We start from the raw sequence: 18,620 nt of genomic DNA, 5'->3' as shown, positions 1-18,620 counted from the left end.
TATGTATTTTTGAAAAAAATCACCAAAACTAACCCGATGAAAAAAAATATTTTTATTACTATTTTATTATTAATCAGCCAATTAGGTTTTTCACAGGCAAAAAAAGCAGTTGCTCCTACACAGAAAATCGGCTACGTTTATGAGGATTATATTCTGCAAAACCTTAACGAAATCAAGAGTTTACAAGCAGAAGTTGCTTCAAAAAAAGTAAGTATTGATACAAAACTAGAGCAGAAAGCCCGAACTTACCAAGAACAATATGCAAATTATCAGGCTATGATGAAAAATATTGTGGGACTCACAACTGATTCATTAAATGCCAAATTAAAACTCGTTCAAAACCTAAAAAAGGATGCGGAAGAGTTTCAAGCAAACGCTCAACAAGAGTTACAAAAAATGATTCAAGAAAAGTTTAATGCTATTCGTGAAAAAATAGGTGTTGCAATTAAAGCCGTAGCTGCAGAAAAAGGTTACAAAATTATCTTCAGAAGAAATGTAGATGCCGCAAATAATGAATCAAATACTGTCATGCTTTACTCGGCTGATGAAGGAAAAGATGATATTTCGGAAGCTGTGTTAATAAAATTGGGAACTATTCCTCCAAAAAAATAATAACCGATTTATCAAGAAAATCCTCGTCTGCAACGGTACATTCGAGGATTTTTTTATGTCCCATTCCCAACAAATATAAATTTCAAATGTTTTACTTATCTTTGAAAACAAACCATAAACCTACATTCATCAATGAAAAGACTTTTTACTGATTACTTTAAAACTTCGTTCGTCACGGCAAGTATCATCGGGCTACTTTCTTTGGTATTAGTCGCAGGAGCTTCAGGAGGGAAGAATATGCCTTATAAGCACTTTCCGAGTGATTCTCTAAAAAAAGATACAACACGATATGTGAGTTACAAAGATTTACCGCTGAAAGCTACACGAAAATTTAAACTCAATACCTCAGAAGGTACATGGTTATCGTTGGATGTAAGCCCCGATGCAAAAACCATTGCTTTTGATATAATTGGTGATATTTATACCATTCCTTTTGGTGGCGGAAAAGCGACAACAATAACAAAAGGATTGGCATTCGACACGCATCCAAGATACAGCCCTGACGGCAAAAAACTATTGTTTATTTCCGACAGAAGTGGTTCGGATAACATTTGGTACATTGATTTTGATAAAAAAGACACTGTTCAAGTAACCAAAGACCGTGACCAAAACTACGCTTCAGCCGACTGGACGCCAGACGGAAATTATATCGTTTTCTCGAAAGGCCGTATGAATGTGCAGCTTTGGATGGTTCATAAAGATGGCGGTGGAGGCGTACAACTCATCGACCAACCCGAACGCCTCAAAACCATTGACCCTGCTGTAAGTCACGATGGCCGTTATATTTATTTTTCACAAAGAACAGGGCCATGGAACTATAATGCCATGATGCCTCAATATCAAATAGGCATTTATGACCGAGAAAATGCCAAACGTACAACCATTACATCAAGATATGGCTCTGGATTCACACCAACGCTTTCGGGTGATGGAAAATGGCTTGTGTACGGCTCTCGTTTTGAGGAAAAAACAGGTTTGGTACTGAGAAATCTCCAATCGGGCGATGAAAAGTGGTTGGCTTACCCCGTACAAAGAGACGAACAAGAATCAATTGCAACCATGGGGGTTTTGCCTTCAATGGCTTTTACGCCTGATAATCAGTCTGTTATTGCTTCTTATGGTGGAAAAATCTATAAAATTGCAATTAATGGTGGCAATCCAACTCAAATCCCTTTTGATGTAAATATGGAACTCGAAATGGGGCCTCAACTCGAATTCAAATACCCAATTTCTGATACAACTCATGCACTTGTTACCCAAATTCGAGATGCAGTTCCTTCGCCTGATGGCAGTAAATTGGCTTTTACAGCTCTCAACCGAGTTTATTTAATGGATTTCCCGAATGGTACTCCACAACGTATTACTAACCACGATTTTACAGAAGCTCACCTTGCTTGGTCGCCAAATGGCAGTCAATTAGTTTTTACAACTTGGACTCCTGAAGGTGGAAATCTCTATAAAGTCAATGTAAATGGTGCAGCTAATTTACAAAAACTAACATCTAGTCCTGCTCTTTACAGTCAACCCGCTTGGACACTAAAAGGTGACAGAATCGTATTTATTCGTAGTAAATTACAAACTTATCGTGAATCTATTGGGCCAGTTGCCAACAACGCCGAAGACGAAATTTGCTGGATTGATGCCAACGGTGGTAATATTACAATAATTGACAAAGCCCGCGACCGCAGTAACCCACACTTTGTAAAAAATGAAGACCGCATCTATTTAAGTGGAAACGAAGGTGCAATTCAATCTATCAAATGGGATGGAACTGATGAGAAAATTCATGCTAAAATTACGGGAATTACTACGTACGGTATGAGTATTGAGGGTGAAGATTTTGTTCATAATTGCATGGTTTCGGAGAAAACAGCCGAAGCAATGGAAGTCAATAAACCGTCGCCAGCTTCCCAAACATTGATGTCGCCAGATGGAGAAAAGGCTTTGGCACAAATCAATAATGAAATTTATGTGGTGAATATTCCAAAAACTGGCAAAACTGTTAATATTTCTGTTTCTGAGCCTTCAGCTTCGCAATTTCCTGCAAAAAAATTAACCGAATTAGGCGGAGAGTTTCCTTCTTGGTCAAGCAATGCCCAAAAAGTACATTGGTCTTTGGGTCGTTTTCACTTTGTGTATGATTTAGAAAAATCAAAAACATTCGACGATAGCTTGAAAACTGCTAAAAAACTGCAAGAAAAACAAAAAACCGACTCGCTCAATAAAGCAAAAACTGATACTGTTAAAGCTAAAACAGATAGCCTCAATGTAAGTAAAAAAGCAGCTCCAAAGAAAGAAGACCCTAAATACAAAATTCAAGAAGTTGAGATAAAAGTTTTCTACGCAAAAGATGCTCCAACTGGTAATATTTTGTTGAAAGGAGCAAGAATTATCTCTATGAAAGGCGATGAAATCATAGAAAATGGTGATATTTTAATAGAAAATAATCGCATCAAAAGCTATGGAAAAAGTGGAACACTTAAAAGTTCTGCGGGAGCAAAAGTAATTGATACAAAAGGAAAAACAGTTATCCCTGGCTTTGTTGATACACACGCTCACATGTGGCCACAATGGGGCATTCAAAAAAATCAGGCCTGGGTTTATGCCGCTAATCTCGCTTATGGCGTAACAACTACGCGTGACCCACAAACTGCCACAACCGACGTGCTTACGTATGCTGACATGGTAGAATCAGGCAAAATGGTTGGTCCAAGGGTTTACTCGACTGGCCCAGGTGTTGGTTATTGGTCGTATAATATCAAAGATTCTACGCAAGCAATCAATGCGTTGCGTCAGTACAGCAAATATTACAATACCAAATATATTAAAATGTATCTGACTGGTAATCGCCAAATTCGCCAGTGGATTATTAAAGCTGCCAAAGGACAACAATTAATGCCAACAACCGAAGGGGGATTGAATTATAAGCTAAACATGACTAATATGCTTGATGGCTACCCAGGACATGAACACGCTATTCCAGTTTATCCACTCTATAATGATGTGGTGAAGGCTATTTCTTTCTCAAGAATGTGTGTTACTCCTACCCTTTTGGTAGCTTATGGTGGGCCTTTTGCAGAGATTTTTTACTTTGAAACTGAAAATCCTTACCATGACAAAAAAATGCAAAACTTCATGCCTTATGAGGAGTTAGCCGAAAAGACTCGTCGGGTTACGGGTTGGTTTATGCCTGAAGAACATGTTTTTCAGAAACATGCACAATCAATGAAATATATGGTTGAAAATGGTGCGTTAGCAGGAATTGGTAGTCATGGCGAATTTCAAGGTTTGGGCTATCATTGGGAACTATGGTCAATGCAAAGTGGTGGCATGAAAAATCATGATGCCCTCCGAACTGCTACAATTTTGGGAGCAACCGCACTCGGACTTGACAAAGATTTGGGCAGTATTGAAAACGGAAAACTCGCTGATTTATTGATTTTGGACAAAAACCCTTTAGAAAATATTCGTAATTCTAACTCGGTCAAAATGGTTATTAAAAACGGTCGAATTTACGACGCCAATACCCTTGATGAAGTTTATCCTGCTCAAAGAAAACTCGAACGCAGCGAATGGAGCTTTGAAAAACCAGCCCTTAATACAGGTTTGAAAGATTGATAAAAATTGCAGTTGATAGACATCCCAAATTTTTGAATGATTAACTTTGAAGAAAAAAAGGTTAAAACTCAAAAATTTGGGAGTTTTTTTACTGTTACACAAGCAGTTATCTGAATGTTTGTTTTCATTTACACTCAAAAACTACATAATGTTCGATTAGTAGAAGCCATTAATTATGAAAAAATCCAATATTTTGAGTCAATATGCAAAAAACGTTGTTTCACAAAACGGCGAAGATGGTATTATTGAACGAATTTTGGAAATATTACCCAATACAAACAATTGGTGCGTTGAGTTTGGGGCTTGGGATGGCAAATATTTGAGCAATTGTTACAATTTAATCTCAAATCTGGGTTGGAATGGAGTTATGATTGAGGGAAATAGCAATAAGTATCGCCAACTACAACAAACATATAAAGGAAACGAAAAAACTTATTTGTTTAACCGTTTTGTAAATTTTACTGGAAAAAATTCACTCGATAACATTCTACAAAGTACGCCAATACCTATTGATTTTGATATATTATCTATTGATATTGATGGCAACGACTATCATATTTGGGATTCACTTAAAATATTTATGCCAAAGGTTGTAATCATAGAATTTAATCCAACTATTCCGAGCGACATAGCATTTGTTCAAGAACGCAATATTGATGTTAGTCATGGGTCGAGCCTTTTGTCATTAAATATTTTAGGAATTTCTAAAGGCTATGAGTTAATCGGGACTACACTTTGTAATGCCATATTTGTAAAAAAAGAATACTTCTCTTTATTTGGTATAGAAAACAATAGTCCTTCTATTTTGTGGGATACAGAAGGTGAAGCTCCTCGTGTATTTCAATTATTTGATGGGACAATTGTATTGTCAAAAGGGTTTAACTTGATATGGAAAAATGTAAAGGTTGATACGTATGACTTACAAAAAATACCAAAGTATTTTCGATTTAATCACGATTATCAAAATATCTATGGCTTATTCAAGGCAATTTTGTTTAAAGTTATAAAAAAAATAGTTTATAACTTTAAGTAGCCAAAATATCTATGAAAAATAAAATCAGCCCATCTATTTCTCAATAAATGGGCTGATTTGTATAGAAAAACTAAGAAATCTTAGTAACGATACATTTCTGATTTGAATGGACCTTCTACCGATACGCCGATATAAGCAGCTTGCTCAGGGTCTAACGAATCTAATTTTGCTCCAACGTGAGCCAAATGGAAAGCTGCTACTTTCTCATCTAATTGCTTAGGAAGAACGTAAACTCTTTTCTCATATTTGCCTGGGTTGTTCCATAATTCTAATTGAGCTAATGTTTGATTTGAGAACGAACATGACATCACGAATGATGGATGCCCCATTGCACAACCTAAGTTAACCAAACGTCCTTCTGCCAAGATGATAATTTCTTTCCCATCAACTTCATACATATCAACTTGTGGTTTGATAGTAGATTTTGTGTGGCCATAGTTTTGATTCAACCAAGCCATGTCTATTTCATTATCGAAGTGACCAATATTACAAACAATCGCTTTATCACGCATCGCTTTGAAGTGACGGTCACGGATGATATTTACATTACCAGTAGCCGTTACGAAGATATTCGCACGAGTTACAGCTTCATTCATTGTTACTACTTCGTAGCCATCCATTGCAGCTTGCAAAGCACAGATTGGGTCGATTTCAGTAACTAGAACACGGCAACCAGCTCCACGAAGCGATTCTGCCGAGCCTTTACCTACATCACCATAACCTGCAACAGCAGCAACTTTTCCTGCCATCATGATATCAGTTGCACGACGAATAGCATCAACTAATGATTCTTTACAACCATATTTATTATCAAATTTCGATTTTGTAACCGAGTCGTTTACGTTGATAGCTGGCAAAAATAAAGTACCATTTTTCATACGCTCATACAAACGGTGAACTCCAGTTGTAGTTTCTTCCGACAAACCTTTGATACCAGCAATTAGGTCTGGATATACATCAAAAACCATGTTTGTTAAGTCGCCACCATCATCCAAAATCATATTTAATGGTTTTTGTTCTTCACCAAAAAATAATGTTTGTTCGATACACCAATCAAATTCTTCGGCCGTTTGACCTTTCCAAGCGTAAACCTGAATACCAGCGGCAGCAATAGCAGCAGCAGCGTGGTCTTGTGTTGAGAATATATTACAAGATGACCAAGTTACTTCTGCACCTAATTCTACAAGGGTTTCAATCAAAACCGCTGTTTGGATTGTCATGTGTAAACAACCAGCTACTCTTGCTCCTGCCAATGGTTTTGACGGGCCATATTCTGCACGAATTGCCATCAAACCTGGCATTTCGGCTTCTGCTAATTTTATTTCTTTGCGACCCCAATCGGCAAGCGTGATGTCTTTTACCTTGTAAGGAATGTAAGTTTTTGTTGCTGTTGACATTATTGATATAAGTTAAATTATCCTTTTAAAATTCTTTATTTAGTTGCTTTTTCTAAATATTGAACAAAATTAGGATAATTTATTTGCTGAATCAACTTTTTTTGGATAATTTTTATTTAGTGGAAACTTCTGAATTAAAGTTTTTTTAGTTTTTCTTTAATTTCATTTTTCCGTCTTTAAGCACAATTGTATCTTTTTTGTCTTGTTTTTTATAGCCATTACCTTCGGGGTCAATGTCCGAATCAAAACCTGTTGCCGACGTAATTACTTTGCTTTCTATTTTATCTTTAATTCTGCCCAAACCGCCCAAAACTGTTGCTGATGCCTTTTCTTTCCAGTAAGAACCAGTTAATGTTGCATTGAAAGTTACCTCAATAAATCCATCTGTTCCAGCTTTTACCTCTAAGGTTTCATCATTATTTTGTGATTCGCCAACATGGTATTCCATACGAGGCTCTTTGGTTTCTTCAACATATTTGATGGCCGCAATGCCTTTATATTTACCCAAATCTTGTGCTTTTTTTATGTTTTCTTTTGTGTCAGGATGGTCTGCATTAACAATCAAGTATGTACCTGATTCAACTGCCGAACGACCATAATAATCGCCGAGCCAGATTCTCAACATTTTATCAGGCTTTGTAGCATTTCCTGTAAAATAGGCATAACTCCCCATCTTAATTTGACGAGGTTGCGTCTTAAATTCTTTGCCATCAAGCATAACACTCATTGAATTATCATTAGCGATTTGGCCAAACGTACTTATCGAAGCAATGAACAAAAATACGAAACAAGATACAGTTTTCATGTTTATCTATTTTTATAGGTTTATGAATATTTTAGATAAAATTAGAAAAATTTTGCCAACTACTCTATGATTTTAAACATTGTTTTCCCAAAATAAAAAAGGCTTTCTTCGCATGAAGAAAGCCTTTCAAAGCTGTTTTAAAATAATTATTTTAACGTTGCTATTAATTTTTCGTTCAATGCAACATAATCATCATTATTACCTGCTTTTGCTAATTCGATTCCTTTCAAAGCAGTTGCTTTTGCACCAGCTTTATCGCCCAATTTAGCTTGTATTTTTGCTTTCAAATGCACCATCCAATAAGCACTTGGTTGAGCATCAATGGCTTTATTTACCCATTCTAATGCTTTTGGCAATTCTTTTCCTACTTCAAAATAATAACTCGCTGCCGCAAAATACGGACGATTATCAACATTCATCGCAGCATCAATTGACTTCATTATTTTGCTATCAATATCTGCTTCAACAGGAATGCTAACTGCTGTATTTTCCCACAAAATTTGAATATTTGCCGATGCAGGCAATACATCGCCAATCATCATCGTGAAAGATTCGATCGCAAAAGGTAGCGTAAATGTTTTCACTTTAAAACGAGCTACATCTTCTTCGGTTTTATAGCCACTCAATCCACCGTTATTGACACCTTTATTAATGATAATTTCCCATTCGTCAGCATTAGGAATAGAGTAAATAGCATACGAACCTGCTTTTATAGCAACTCCGCCAACTTTTACATCTTCACCAAAAGTAACTTTTGTCGCACCATTTGCACCTGTTCTCCACATTTTACCGAAAGGCACTAAATCACCAAAGATTTTACGACCTTTTGCTAATGGACGAGAGTAATTGATTTCGATTGATGAAAGAGCAAAATCTTGCTTAATGATTTGAGTTGGGCTCGGAGCAGGCATTTTGATACCTTGTGCCATTGCTCCCATTGATACAAAAAGAGAGAATAGTAAAACGATTTTTTTCATTTGTGTTTTATGAGATTTTGTTAAAAAAATGATAACGCTGAAAATTGGGAAATGGTTTGCTTTGATAAACTAGACAAATGAGAATAGAATAGTCGAATCAAAATCTTTTGCCTCATGTCTAGGAAATTACACCAAACTAATTTTTTTTCCTGTTTCGGCGGCTTCATAAATGGCCATCAAAATCTTCATATCTCGTTTTCCTTCTTCTCCGCCAATATGGCTCGGAAATTTTCCAGTTTCTAAAAACTCTTTACAAATGGCTTCCATCATCACCGTTTGATGATGTACAATTGGCATTTTCATGTCACCGTCATTTGTTTTGCCTTTCAAAGGACCATAACTGTATGCTGGACTCAACTGTAACCAACCATCATTCGTCGAAACATACAATTGTTCAATATTAGATTTATACGACGAAAACCCATTAACCATTGCTCCACCAGGAAACTGCATTTGCCACGAAACCGATTCTTCAACATCTTTGAAACGTTCTTTATCGGTAATTGGGCCAAACTGAGCCGTTACCCAAAGTGGTTCTTCACCCGTAACATAACGAGACGCTTGTACGCAATAGATACCTACATCCATCAATGGGCCTCCACCAGCCATTGCTTTTTTTAAACGCCATTGTGTTGGGTCTCCAATTGTAAACCCAAAATTTGTTTGTACAAATCGAACTGCCCCTTTTTCTTTTTTCTGTCCAATTCGCATAACTTCCTGAGTAAAAGGCTCAAAATGAAGTCTATATCCAACACCCAACTGCACGCCTGCGTCTTTGCACGCTTTTATCATTGCTTCACATTCGGCTACCGAATTGGCCATTGGTTTTTCACACATTACGTGTTTACCAGCTTTGGCTGCTCGAATTACAAATTCGGGGTGCAATGAATTGGGCAAAACCACATAAATGATATCTACAGCTTTGTTTTTAGCTATTTCGTCAAAGTTTTGGTAATTGTAAACACTTTCTTTAGGAAGGTTATATTTTTTAGACCATTCCTCGGCTTTGGCAGGCGTACCTGTTACGATTGCAGCTAAATAACAATTTTTGGCATTTTCTAAGGCAACAGCCAATTGATTTTTGGCATAACTACCTAAGCCTACAAGGGCAACTCCAAGCTTTTTTTCATCTTTTTTGAATGGAGGTTCCGGAACGGCAACTAATGAAGGAACTGCAAAAGCAGCGGTTGTTGTCCCAAGTCCGACACCTAGATTTTGTAGGAACGAGCGTCGAGATTGATTTTCAGACATTTCTTTAGTAAATTGGGGTTGAAAATAGAAATTTTATGCAGTTTCATGTAATTTATTAGCATTAGAAACTGTTTCTAAATGTACGAACTAATTTATAAAATCAAAAGCATAAAAGTGGAAGATAACAAAATACAAAATAGTCACTCAACTATCCGCACACCCATTATTGTTGGTACTACACTCGTAGTTGGAATATTGATTGGAGCAACTTTTTTTGGTGGTCGTCGTGTGGGAGGAGATATTTCTCGTAGTTCAACAAAATACAAGGAAATCCTAACGTATATCAGCCGAAGTTATGTTGACAGCGTCAATACTGATTCGTTGGTTGATTATTCGATTACTAAAATGCTCGAAAAACTCGACCCACACACCTATTATTTTCCTCCTCAAGAAGCCGATATTGCTCGTTCCCAACTCGAAAGCGGTTTCGATGGTATTGGCATTGAGTTTAATGTTTTTAATGATACGCTCTATGTTGTGACACCTTTATCAGGCGGGCCTTCAGAAGCCGTCGGAATCCAAAGTGGCGATGCTATTATTAAAGCAAATAATAATAAATTAACAGGTAAAGACGCAAATAGCACTAATATTTTTGCCAATCTTCGAGGAAAACGAGGAACAGAAGTAAAGCTCGAAGTAAAACGTCGAGGCTTTAAAGGCTTATTAACATTCTCCGTTCTTAGAGACAAAATTCCTCAATATTCGATTGATGCAGCCTATCTGATGGAAGATAAAAAAACTGCTTACATCAAAATTAATCGTTTTACAGAAACTACATACGAAGAATTTAAACAACACATGGCCATTCTTCAAAAAGAAGGAATGAAACAATTATTGCTCGACCTCAGAGGAAATCCTGGAGGATATATGGATAGAGCAACTGATATTGTGGACGAACTCGTTGGAGGAAAAGATGTGATTGTTTACACCGACGGAAAAGACACTCGCAACAACCGAAAAACGTTTGCTGGTAATGACGGAATGTTTGAAAAAGGAGCAATCGTTGTACTCGTTGACGAAGGAAGTGCCTCGGCTTCAGAAATCGTTTCGGGAGCTTTGCAAGATTACGATAGGGCTTTAATCGTGGGTCGTCGTACATTCGGAAAAGGCTTAGTTCAACAACCTATTCAACTTTCCGATGGTTCGGAGTTACGTCTCACCATTTCTAGGTATTATATCCCAAGTGGACGAAGTATTCAAAAACCTTATGAAAAAGGACATTTAGAAAATTACGAACACGAACTCGACGAAAGAGGAAAATCAGGTGAGTTTTTCATCGCTGATAGCATCAAGAATAATCCAAAAATGCGTTTTAAAACCAAAGGCGGTCGAGTAGTTTATGGCGGCGGTGGCGTTACTCCAGATATTTTCGTACCAAGAGATACGAGTCATATTACTAAATATTTGCTTGAGTTATACGGTAAAAATATTTTACGAGAATTTGCTCTAAACTACGCAAATACTAACCGAAAAACCCTCGAAAAACAGTCATTTACAGTTTTTCTGAAATCATTCAATATTACTGAATCAATGCTCGAAACGGTTAAAGGAATGGCAAACACCTCAGAAATAAAGTTTAATAACGATGAATATCTTCGTTCAAAAGAATTTATAAAACTTCAGATTAAAGCCAACATTGCTAGACATATTTGGCAAAGAAACATGAAAAATGGACTAAATAATGAGTTTTATCAAATCATGTACGGACAAGATCCAATCGTTACAACGGCTATAAAACAATTTTCTAAAGCCGAAAAACTAGAAAAAGATAAGAAACTATAAAAACATTTGCAGAAAAAAAGCGTTTTGGACTATTACCAAAACGCTTTTTTTATTAAAAATTCATTCAAAAATATAGCTTTTAACCACATCACCAGTTCCAATATCAGTATAAATACCGTTATTAAGAAACTTAATTCCTTTGACAGTTAGCTGACATTTATCACCTGAAGAAATCAGCATACCGAGAGGTGAAAGACTTCCTTTTCCATCTGGAAAAACCAATCCTGCAATTTTTTTGTCATTCCGAATAAGTGCAACCTCCACTTCAGTAATCAAAAAACTCATATTGGGCATTTTTTTCTTCATTTCTCCTTGTAAAATAGCTTTTACTTCTAGCAGAGAATCGGATTTCGTAAGAGTTTTTTGCGTATCAGCACATTTTTCATTGAAAAAGAAAGAAATCGCTGGGCGAGGAATAAAAGTTTTTCTTTGTTGAGAAAATGCAAAGAAACTCACAAGGGTAATTGTAAAAGTAGCAAAAGTTTTCATTTTAATTGTTGTCGGTTTATGTAAACCCAAAACGACAATAAAATAATAATTATTGCTTTTTTTTGCCTAAAACATAGCCTAAACCTAAATTTGCTCGAAAAACACCCAAGTCAAAATTTTTATTGGAGTAAGGTGAAAGCTCAAAAACAACTTGAAACCTTGGCAACTTAATAATCGGAGAAGCTCTTACGCCCGCATTTAAAAAATACCCTTCTAATGGCGATTGTTTGGTAGCATCTGTATTTAGAAAATTTAGAAAATTTACTTTAAGACCAGCTCCAACGTAAAACTTAGCTCGTTCGTTTTTATTGAGATTGAACATCGGGGAAACTTCGGTGCTTAAAGACGAAAAGTAAGAATTCATTTGAAATCTAAAGTCTGCCCAAACTGGTTTATTTGGATTCGTAGCAATCGAAAAAATAGAATTAAAAGGATAGTATGTAAATGCTTGAGCTTGCGATAATTCGGCACTAAAGACAAATACGACAACCAGAAGTGATTTTTTTAGCATATTTTAGTGGATTTTCTTGCCCTATGAATACATGAAAATAGATTTTTATCGTGTTTGAAGATTTCTTAAATAATTTCGTCAGGTAAAACGCCTGCTTCACGAGCTTTGCTATTCTGCTCGTCAACCAATCTATTTATTTCTTTTATTACTTCAAAGAAAACAGCCAATTTCTCCGCAGGAATTTGTTCTTGAATCATTTTATTAAAAACAATTACACCTTCTCGTGAGAAACTTCTCTTTTTTCTACCTTCTTCAGTCAAAAATACTCTTACAAAACGTTTATCATCAGCATCAATTTCTCGATATATCCAGCCTTTTTCTTCTAAAGTTTTAAGCATTCTGGTCAAGCTTCTTGGTTCCATTCCAATCGAAGGACCTATTTTAGTAGCTGGTGTTCCTTTTTCAGAATCAATATTAAGCAAAACATAGCCGATTGCCATCGTCATTTCATTCGGATTTGCATACGCATTATACATACGAGAGATGGCATGCCACGCCCATTTTATATAAAAATCAACCGTTTTTTCCTTCTTCATTTGATATATTTTACTTTCGACTCTACGCAAAAGTAACAAAAAAACAGTATGCAGGCATACTGTTTAATAAAAATTTTCGATTTGTTTCTTTTTTAAGAAAACCTGTGTACAAAGAATTAGAAATCAATCTCGGCAGATTTGGTTTTCGCATTAAAAAGGAAGGTTTTTTTATTACTTAAATACATGAAATTAACCAAATTTGTTTGGTCGTCAAACAACTCTTGCATCAAATTATTATACAGAATATGACCTTTAAAATCTTGATTATTAGGCATTTCTACATATACCCAAGTAGCATCTCCTTCTAATTCTTTGCCTAAAACTGTTAAGGTTTTCTTTTGTTTTTGTGGAGTAATAATAGCAAAATGTTGCTGAATATATTTATTCAAAATCGCATCGCTGTTATCATTTTTACCGCCAATCATTATTTTTTGTCCATTATTCGCTTTCGTTAAAGCTGTTTCCAAGTCATCGGTAAACATTCGGATACTTATTTCTAACGATTTTTCTTTAGCGTTGAACTGAATTTCGGTCAATGATGTATGAAAAGCGTGTAAATGTAACAACCTTTCCGAAGGTTTAGTCGGAAAGGTTGAAGCTTGAAATACAGTAATAACTAAGATTAATGATAAATATATTACTAAACGTTTAATCATTTGAATAGTGCCTTAAATGTATCATTGAAAAGAACTAGCACCATTAATGTTAACAAGATGAATGTTCCTACTTGTTGGGTGCGTTCCATGAATTTTTCTGATGGTTTACGACGAGTTATCATTTCATACAATAAAACCAACACATGACCGCCGTCTAATGCAGGAATAGGTAGAGCATTCATAAATGCTAAACCCATTGATAATAAGCCAGTTAAACCCCAAAATCTTTCCCAATCCCAAAATTTACCGTACATTTGAGCCAATCCAACAGGCCCACTTACGGCGTTTCCTGCTGAAATATGACCTTTAAAAATACGACCAAAACCTTGAATTTGATTCGGAATAACCGATAATGCATCTTTCGCTCCTGTGATAAACGATTCGCCCAAAGACAAAGTACGTTTGCTTGAAGTCAAGGTAAATTCGGATGTAAAACCAATTGTTCCTTCTTCGGTTACAGTTGGCGAAAGTTTCAAGGTTTTATTTCCTCGTTCAACCAAAAGTTCAACTTTTTTACCTGCTTGTTTCTTTATTGCTGCCTGAAATTCTTGAAAACATGCAATTGGAGTACTATCAATTTTCACGATTCGGTCGCCTGCTTTTAAACCTGCGGTTTCGGCTGGCATTCCTTTCGCAATTTCTCCAACTTTAAATGGAAAAACTGGTTCCATGAAAGGCACTTTACTTGCCACTTTATCAATCAAATCATTTGGAATTGGTATTTCTTTTTGTTCACCATTTCTATCTATCGTAAAATTGGTATTTTCTTTCATCAAAGCAGCACGAACATCACCCGAACTTTCGTAATCTTCGTTGTTTACTTTGATAATTTTGTCGCCTGTTTTTAGACCAATTTCTTGAGCAAGTGGATGTGCATAATATCCTAACTTATTTACTTCGGCTTTAGAATAATATTCTTCGCCCCAATAGAATTTCACTCCCCAAAAAATCAAAATACCAAGAATCACGTTTACTATAATGCCACCTAGCATTACAAAAAGTCGTTGCCAAGCTGGCTTCGAGCGAAATTCGTAAGGCTCAGGAGTAGAAGAAAGCTGCGAGGCATCTTTGGTTTCGTCAATCATTCCAGCAATATCTACGTAGCCACCCAACGGAAACCAACCCAAACCATATTCGGTATCACCACTTTTCTTTTTCCACAAGGCAAAATTTAAGACATTGGGCAATGGAAAAAGAAAATCGAAAAAAATATAAAATTTATTAACCCTAATACCGAAAATACGAGCAAAAATAAAGTGTCCAAATTCGTGTAATCCGACTAAAATAGTCAATGCCAGCAAAAGCTGACCAATCATTGTTAAAATTGCCATTAGTTGACGTTTATTTATTTTAATTATTAAGATTTAACGTTTGGTCAAATCTGTTTACAAAATTATATTAATTGTTTATTCTAAAACTACTGTTCCTTCCAAATAATCAGCAGCGATATTTGCGTCATTCACCGACCAAATACCAACGTATGAACGATATGGAAATAAAAATCGGTTATCGTTTAGAGAAAAAAGAATTTTTTTGCGATAATCGGCCAAACTCTCCATCCCATTTTGCAAACGCAATTCATTGATTCTTTGTTCATCAACCTTATCAATTTGTCGAAAAACCCACTTATTTAGCTTCGAAGCAAATGGTTTATCCTGCATAGCCAACAATTCATCTGTCAAAATTTTGAACACATGACGAGCAAAAAATGCATCATTTCCGTTGATTGTTGCCATAATGTATGTAGCTGAATGTGGTGAAATTTTTCCATTACGAGCAGCCACCATTAAGTAATTAGAAAAATTAATCGTTTGGTTTTCGGGTGTTTGTCGGCGAATAACTGTGTAGAAAGGATACTGAATAATAGGCATTCCTCCTTCACCACAACCAATCGTCTCTTCATTCGGAAAGCCATAACGGTCAATAATATAATCTAATTCTGTTGCGTTTTGTCGGTCAATTTTCACAATTGTGTCGGCAAAAGCCTGAGCATCTCGCATCCTAAACCACTGGTCACGCTCAACTATTTTTGCCAATTTATCTTTCAGTCCTTTATTGATTTTTTGGTCAAACTCTCTTTTTTTTGCCAAATATTCTAGCTCAAATGTACGCCAGTTTGGGTCTTGTTGAATTCCAATAAATGCCGTTTCATCTTTAATAAAATCAAGACTTATCCCTTTTGAAGCAACTTCGAGCAAATATTTGTAGGTATTCGTTGCATCTCCCAAATAAGTTGCACAAACCGCCGCATTGAAATAATCTTTCATAAAACCACGAGGTACTGCTGCAAAAGCTTTTTCATAGTTTTCGAGAGCTTCTTTATAATTTGTATTAACCACCAGCAATTCGGCTTTATTGATGCTAGGATGGTATGTTTTTATATAATTTATATCTTGTGCGGCAGCTAATTGAGCAACAAAACTCAGCAACAAGACAACAAAAAACTTCATAGAAATTAAGTATTGATTTAAAATCCTGACTACTTGTATTTATTTACTAACGAAAATACCTTCAAAATTAACATACTTTCAACGAAAAGAACGAATTTTAGCAAAAACTTTGTTAATCCAATTAAGATATAAGGTGCGAGATATGAGATTCGAGAAATCAATATCCAATCCTGCAAATCTTAAATCTTATCAATTTGTCTCATATTTTTTGTTTTATGAATGCTATAAAATACGACGTAATTATCATTGGCGGCGGCCCAATCGGGCTTGCTTGTGGACTTGAAGCTCAAAAAGCAAATTTAAGTTATTTGATTTTAGAGAAAGGTTGTTTGGTCAATTCGCTTTACAATTATCCTGCTAATATGACATTTTTTAGTACTTCCGAGCGATTAGAAATCGGAGATATTCCTTTCGTATCAAATAATGCCAAACCAACTCGCAACGAAGCATTAGAATATTATCGTCGAGTAGCTATTCATAAAAAGCTAAATATCAAGCTCTTTGAAGCCGTTTTGTCAGTTAAATCAACTACAAACAAAACGTATGAAATTGTTACAAAAAAACGGGCTTATGAGGCTACGCACGTAGTTATTGCCTCGGGATTTTATGATATTCCGCAAAAATTAGGCGTAAAAGGCGAAGATTTGTCTAAAGTAACGCATTATTACAAAGACCCGCATTTTTATGCTTTCCAAAAAGTTTTGGTGGTTGGTGCAAATAATTCGGCAGTTGATGCGGCTCTCGAAACTTGGCGAAAAGGTGCTGATGTAACAATGGTTATTAGAGGCGAAGAAATTGGCGAAAGAGTAAAATATTGGGCAAAACCTGACATCGAAAATCGTATTAAAGAAGGTTCAATTAAAGCTTTTTTCAAATCAGAAATTGCAGAAATAACTGATAATGAAGTAATTGTAAAAACACCAGAAGGTTTGGTAACACTTGAAAATGATTGGGTTATTTCGATGACTGGCTATCAACCAAATCTTGATTTTCTGAGAAAAATTGGGATTAAACTGTCAGAAGATGAAATTATGAAGCCACAATACGATGAAAATAGTATGGAAACGAATCTGAAAAATATTTATCTAGCAGGCGTAATTTGTGGTGGAATGAACACGCACAGTTTGTTTATCGAAAATTCGAGAGTACATGCTGAAAGAATTATTCAGAAGATAATGGCCAATGTTGAATGATAGAATATTTTATTTTTGTTTCGTAAAAGAAGTTTTTAATTCATAAAACATCATTCCAAAAAACATTAAATATTCTAAAGCCACCAACCAAAGGTTTTCTTGATAAAGCTTGGTTTGATAAGTTGCGTAACTCAAAAAAACTGAATACGACCAAATTATTGGATAACGAAATTTCGTAAAAATGGCAATCACAATCAAGCTGCTTGCATACCATGGGTGAACTGTGGTTGCCATTGAAAAATACAAAGTAAGTATCACTAAAGCTCCTAAAAACAGGTTTTCTATTTTCCATGAAAGGAAAAGTATGCCTGAAAAAGTCAAAAAAGCTAAGGATTTTCCTAAAAAGCCAATGATATTGTATCCGTAGATTTTGAATCCAATTTCTCGAAATAAGTAATAGATGCTGGCATTAAATTCAAATTTTTGAAAGTATAGATTAACGCTCGAAAATAGTTTTTCTATGAGTGTTTGGTCAAGAAATGGCATAAAAAATAGTAGCGTGAATAGCCCCACAAAAACAGTATAAATTACTCCCTTTTTAAAACCCAAAACATTGATAATCAAAGGAATAAATATTAAAGGAAGCATTTTTACACAAACCGCACAAGCGAAAAAGAAGGAACTAAAAAAAAGGCTTTTTGGGTTTTGAACTCCTACATACAGAGCTCCCACTAAAAAACACATCACAACCCCCTCAAAATGCAAATTACCCGTTAATTCAATGATAATCAATGGGTTGAAAGCATACAAACTAAGGTTCTTATCATCCGAAAATCTCTTCGATTTTTTTAAAAGCCTATAACTAAAATAAAGAATTCCAGTTTCAGCCAAAAGAATAAATATCCTTAACCCAAGTATATTTCCTAGTAAACTACCTCTTGATAAACTTGCCGATGCAGCAAAAATTAATTGATTTAGCGGTGGATAAACTGTATAATAATGTGGTGAATTGAGCTTATCAAAAATATTTTTATCTCCAATAATTTGCTGAAAATCAACTGATTGAATAAAATCAACAGGAAGAATCGTATATGGATTGAGTCCATTGAGAAGCAATCGACCATCCCAAACAAAGCGATAAAAATCGTCAGATAAAGCAGGAATAGCAAACAATAAAAGTAAACGATAAAAAATGCCCGTAAAGATTATTTCACGAGCATTTTTTACCGTTTTTATCAAGAAAAAATATACAACAAAAAGTGCAGAATATAAGCCAAATAACTGCCAGAAAAATTGACGAGGCGTAAAGTACCCAAGCCAAATCAAAAGGCAAGAGAAAAGAGTTATAAGGCTTATTTTCTTTATCACGA

General features: G+C 35.5%; 16 protein-coding genes. 5 read left to right on the top strand and 11 right to left on the bottom strand.

From position 1 onward, the window contains the following. Positions 1–36 precede the first annotated feature (36 nt). The 3 genes from MJQ71_RS15835 to MJQ71_RS15825 all read left to right on the top strand — a co-directional run bounded on the left by MJQ71_RS15835 (position 37) and on the right by MJQ71_RS15825 (position 5,263). Positions 37–612: an OmpH/Skp family outer membrane protein gene (locus tag MJQ71_RS15835; protein WP_238807617.1), complete on the top strand. Its 576-nt coding sequence runs from the start codon at positions 37–39 to the stop codon at positions 610–612. A 132-nt stretch (positions 613–744) separates the two neighbouring features. Next, entirely contained in the window at positions 745–4,230 is a 3,486-nt protein-coding gene (locus tag MJQ71_RS15830) for an amidohydrolase family protein (protein ID WP_238807616.1), read from the top strand. 175 nt (positions 4,231–4,405) lie between these two features. After that, complete coding sequence (locus MJQ71_RS15825; RefSeq protein WP_238807615.1) at positions 4,406–5,263, top strand: class I SAM-dependent methyltransferase; 858 nt, start codon at positions 4,406–4,408, stop codon at positions 5,261–5,263. 80 nt (positions 5,264–5,343) lie between these two features. Here MJQ71_RS15825 and ahcY read toward each other — a convergent pair whose 3' ends face one another. The 4 genes from ahcY to MJQ71_RS15805 all read right to left on the bottom strand — a co-directional run bounded on the left by ahcY (position 5,344) and on the right by MJQ71_RS15805 (position 9,693). Next, positions 5,344–6,660 (bottom strand): adenosylhomocysteinase, encoded by a 1,317-nt coding sequence (gene ahcY, locus MJQ71_RS15820; RefSeq protein WP_238807614.1) that lies wholly within the window; start codon positions 6,658–6,660, stop codon positions 5,344–5,346. Positions 6,661–6,805: 145 nt separating this feature from the next. Next, positions 6,806–7,465, bottom strand: a complete 660-nt coding sequence (locus MJQ71_RS15815) for a hypothetical protein (protein ID WP_238807612.1) — start codon at positions 7,463–7,465, stop codon at positions 6,806–6,808. Positions 7,466–7,611: 146 nt separating this feature from the next. Next, a complete protein-coding gene (locus MJQ71_RS15810) occupies positions 7,612–8,442 on the bottom strand; it encodes a DUF2911 domain-containing protein (RefSeq protein ID WP_238807610.1) in 831 nt (276 codons plus the stop codon). Positions 8,443–8,568: 126 nt separating this feature from the next. Further along, entirely contained in the window at positions 8,569–9,693 is a 1,125-nt protein-coding gene (locus MJQ71_RS15805) for a Gfo/Idh/MocA family protein (RefSeq protein ID WP_238807608.1), read from the bottom strand. Between the two features lie 78 nt (positions 9,694–9,771). Here MJQ71_RS15805 and MJQ71_RS15800 point away from each other — a divergent pair, with 78 nt between their 5' ends. Beyond that, the gene (locus tag MJQ71_RS15800; RefSeq protein WP_238807606.1) at positions 9,772–11,475 is read left to right on the top strand and encodes a S41 family peptidase; all 1,704 of its coding nucleotides are present in this window, start codon (positions 9,772–9,774) and stop codon (positions 11,473–11,475) included. Positions 11,476–11,535: 60 nt separating this feature from the next. Here the strand turns inward: MJQ71_RS15800 and MJQ71_RS15795 are convergent, their stop codons facing one another. From MJQ71_RS15795 to MJQ71_RS15770, 6 genes are all read right to left on the bottom strand, one after another. Next, the gene (locus tag MJQ71_RS15795) at positions 11,536–11,964 is read right to left on the bottom strand and encodes a hypothetical protein (RefSeq protein WP_238807604.1); all 429 of its coding nucleotides are present in this window, start codon (positions 11,962–11,964) and stop codon (positions 11,536–11,538) included. Positions 11,965–12,013: 49 nt separating this feature from the next. Next, the gene (locus tag MJQ71_RS15790; protein ID WP_238807602.1) at positions 12,014–12,475 is read right to left on the bottom strand and encodes a hypothetical protein; all 462 of its coding nucleotides are present in this window, start codon (positions 12,473–12,475) and stop codon (positions 12,014–12,016) included. A gap of 65 nt (positions 12,476–12,540) precedes the next feature. Beyond that, on the bottom strand, positions 12,541–13,011 hold the full coding sequence (locus MJQ71_RS15785) for a MarR family winged helix-turn-helix transcriptional regulator (protein WP_238807600.1): 471 nt from the start codon (positions 13,009–13,011) through the stop codon (positions 12,541–12,543). A 116-nt stretch (positions 13,012–13,127) separates the two neighbouring features. Then, the gene (locus tag MJQ71_RS15780) at positions 13,128–13,667 is read right to left on the bottom strand and encodes a DUF6702 family protein (RefSeq protein WP_238807598.1); all 540 of its coding nucleotides are present in this window, start codon (positions 13,665–13,667) and stop codon (positions 13,128–13,130) included. Beyond that, positions 13,664–14,998, bottom strand: coding sequence for an RIP metalloprotease RseP (rseP, locus tag MJQ71_RS15775; RefSeq protein WP_238807595.1), 1,335 nt, complete (start codon positions 14,996–14,998; stop codon positions 13,664–13,666). The genes MJQ71_RS15780 and rseP overlap by 4 nt, the downstream gene beginning before the upstream one ends. Before the next feature lie 75 nt (positions 14,999–15,073). Next, positions 15,074–16,117 (bottom strand): hypothetical protein, encoded by a 1,044-nt coding sequence (locus tag MJQ71_RS15770; protein ID WP_238807593.1) that lies wholly within the window; start codon positions 16,115–16,117, stop codon positions 15,074–15,076. 215 nt (positions 16,118–16,332) lie between these two features. Here MJQ71_RS15770 and MJQ71_RS15765 point away from each other — a divergent pair, with 215 nt between their 5' ends. Beyond that, complete coding sequence (locus tag MJQ71_RS15765) at positions 16,333–17,310, top strand: YpdA family putative bacillithiol disulfide reductase (protein ID WP_238807592.1); 978 nt, start codon at positions 16,333–16,335, stop codon at positions 17,308–17,310. A gap of 9 nt (positions 17,311–17,319) precedes the next feature. Here the strand turns inward: MJQ71_RS15765 and MJQ71_RS15760 are convergent, their stop codons facing one another. Then, positions 17,320–18,618: an MptA/MptB family glycosyltransferase gene (locus MJQ71_RS15760; protein WP_238807591.1), complete on the bottom strand. Its 1,299-nt coding sequence runs from the start codon at positions 18,616–18,618 to the stop codon at positions 17,320–17,322. Positions 18,619–18,620 lie beyond the last annotated feature (2 nt).

This window comes from Emticicia aquatica, assembly GCF_923079645.1.
Taxonomy (GTDB): Bacteria; Bacteroidota; Bacteroidia; order Cytophagales; family Spirosomataceae; genus Emticicia; species Emticicia aquatica.
The sequence above is the reverse complement of the archived record's forward strand: the minus strand, read 5'-3'. Positions and strand labels throughout refer to the sequence as shown.

What these genes read in the sequence shown, in the direction of transcription:
- MJQ71_RS15835 (WP_238807617.1), top strand. Translation starts at nt 37, where the DNA reads ATGAAAAAAAATATTTTTATTACTATTTTATTATTAATCAGCCAATTA.
- MJQ71_RS15830 (WP_238807616.1), top strand. Translation starts at nt 745, where the DNA reads ATGAAAAGACTTTTTACTGATTACTTTAAAACTTCGTTCGTCACGGCA.
- MJQ71_RS15825 (WP_238807615.1), top strand. Translation starts at nt 4,406, where the DNA reads ATGAAAAAATCCAATATTTTGAGTCAATATGCAAAAAACGTTGTTTCA.
- ahcY (WP_238807614.1), bottom strand. Translation starts at nt 6,660, where the DNA reads ATGTCAACAGCAACAAAAACTTACATTCCTTACAAGGTAAAAGACATC.
- MJQ71_RS15815 (WP_238807612.1), bottom strand. Translation starts at nt 7,465, where the DNA reads ATGAAAACTGTATCTTGTTTCGTATTTTTGTTCATTGCTTCGATAAGT.
- MJQ71_RS15810 (WP_238807610.1), bottom strand. Translation starts at nt 8,442, where the DNA reads ATGAAAAAAATCGTTTTACTATTCTCTCTTTTTGTATCAATGGGAGCA.
- MJQ71_RS15805 (WP_238807608.1), bottom strand. Translation starts at nt 9,693, where the DNA reads ATGTCTGAAAATCAATCTCGACGCTCGTTCCTACAAAATCTAGGTGTC.
- MJQ71_RS15800 (WP_238807606.1), top strand. Translation starts at nt 9,772, where the DNA reads ATGTACGAACTAATTTATAAAATCAAAAGCATAAAAGTGGAAGATAAC.
- MJQ71_RS15795 (WP_238807604.1), bottom strand. Translation starts at nt 11,964, where the DNA reads ATGAAAACTTTTGCTACTTTTACAATTACCCTTGTGAGTTTCTTTGCA.
- MJQ71_RS15790 (WP_238807602.1), bottom strand. Translation starts at nt 12,475, where the DNA reads ATGCTAAAAAAATCACTTCTGGTTGTCGTATTTGTCTTTAGTGCCGAA.
- MJQ71_RS15785 (WP_238807600.1), bottom strand. Translation starts at nt 13,011, where the DNA reads ATGAAGAAGGAAAAAACGGTTGATTTTTATATAAAATGGGCGTGGCAT.
- MJQ71_RS15780 (WP_238807598.1), bottom strand. Translation starts at nt 13,667, where the DNA reads ATGATTAAACGTTTAGTAATATATTTATCATTAATCTTAGTTATTACT.
- rseP (WP_238807595.1), bottom strand. Translation starts at nt 14,998, where the DNA reads ATGGCAATTTTAACAATGATTGGTCAGCTTTTGCTGGCATTGACTATT.
- MJQ71_RS15770 (WP_238807593.1), bottom strand. Translation starts at nt 16,117, where the DNA reads ATGAAGTTTTTTGTTGTCTTGTTGCTGAGTTTTGTTGCTCAATTAGCT.
- MJQ71_RS15765 (WP_238807592.1), top strand. Translation starts at nt 16,333, where the DNA reads ATGAATGCTATAAAATACGACGTAATTATCATTGGCGGCGGCCCAATC.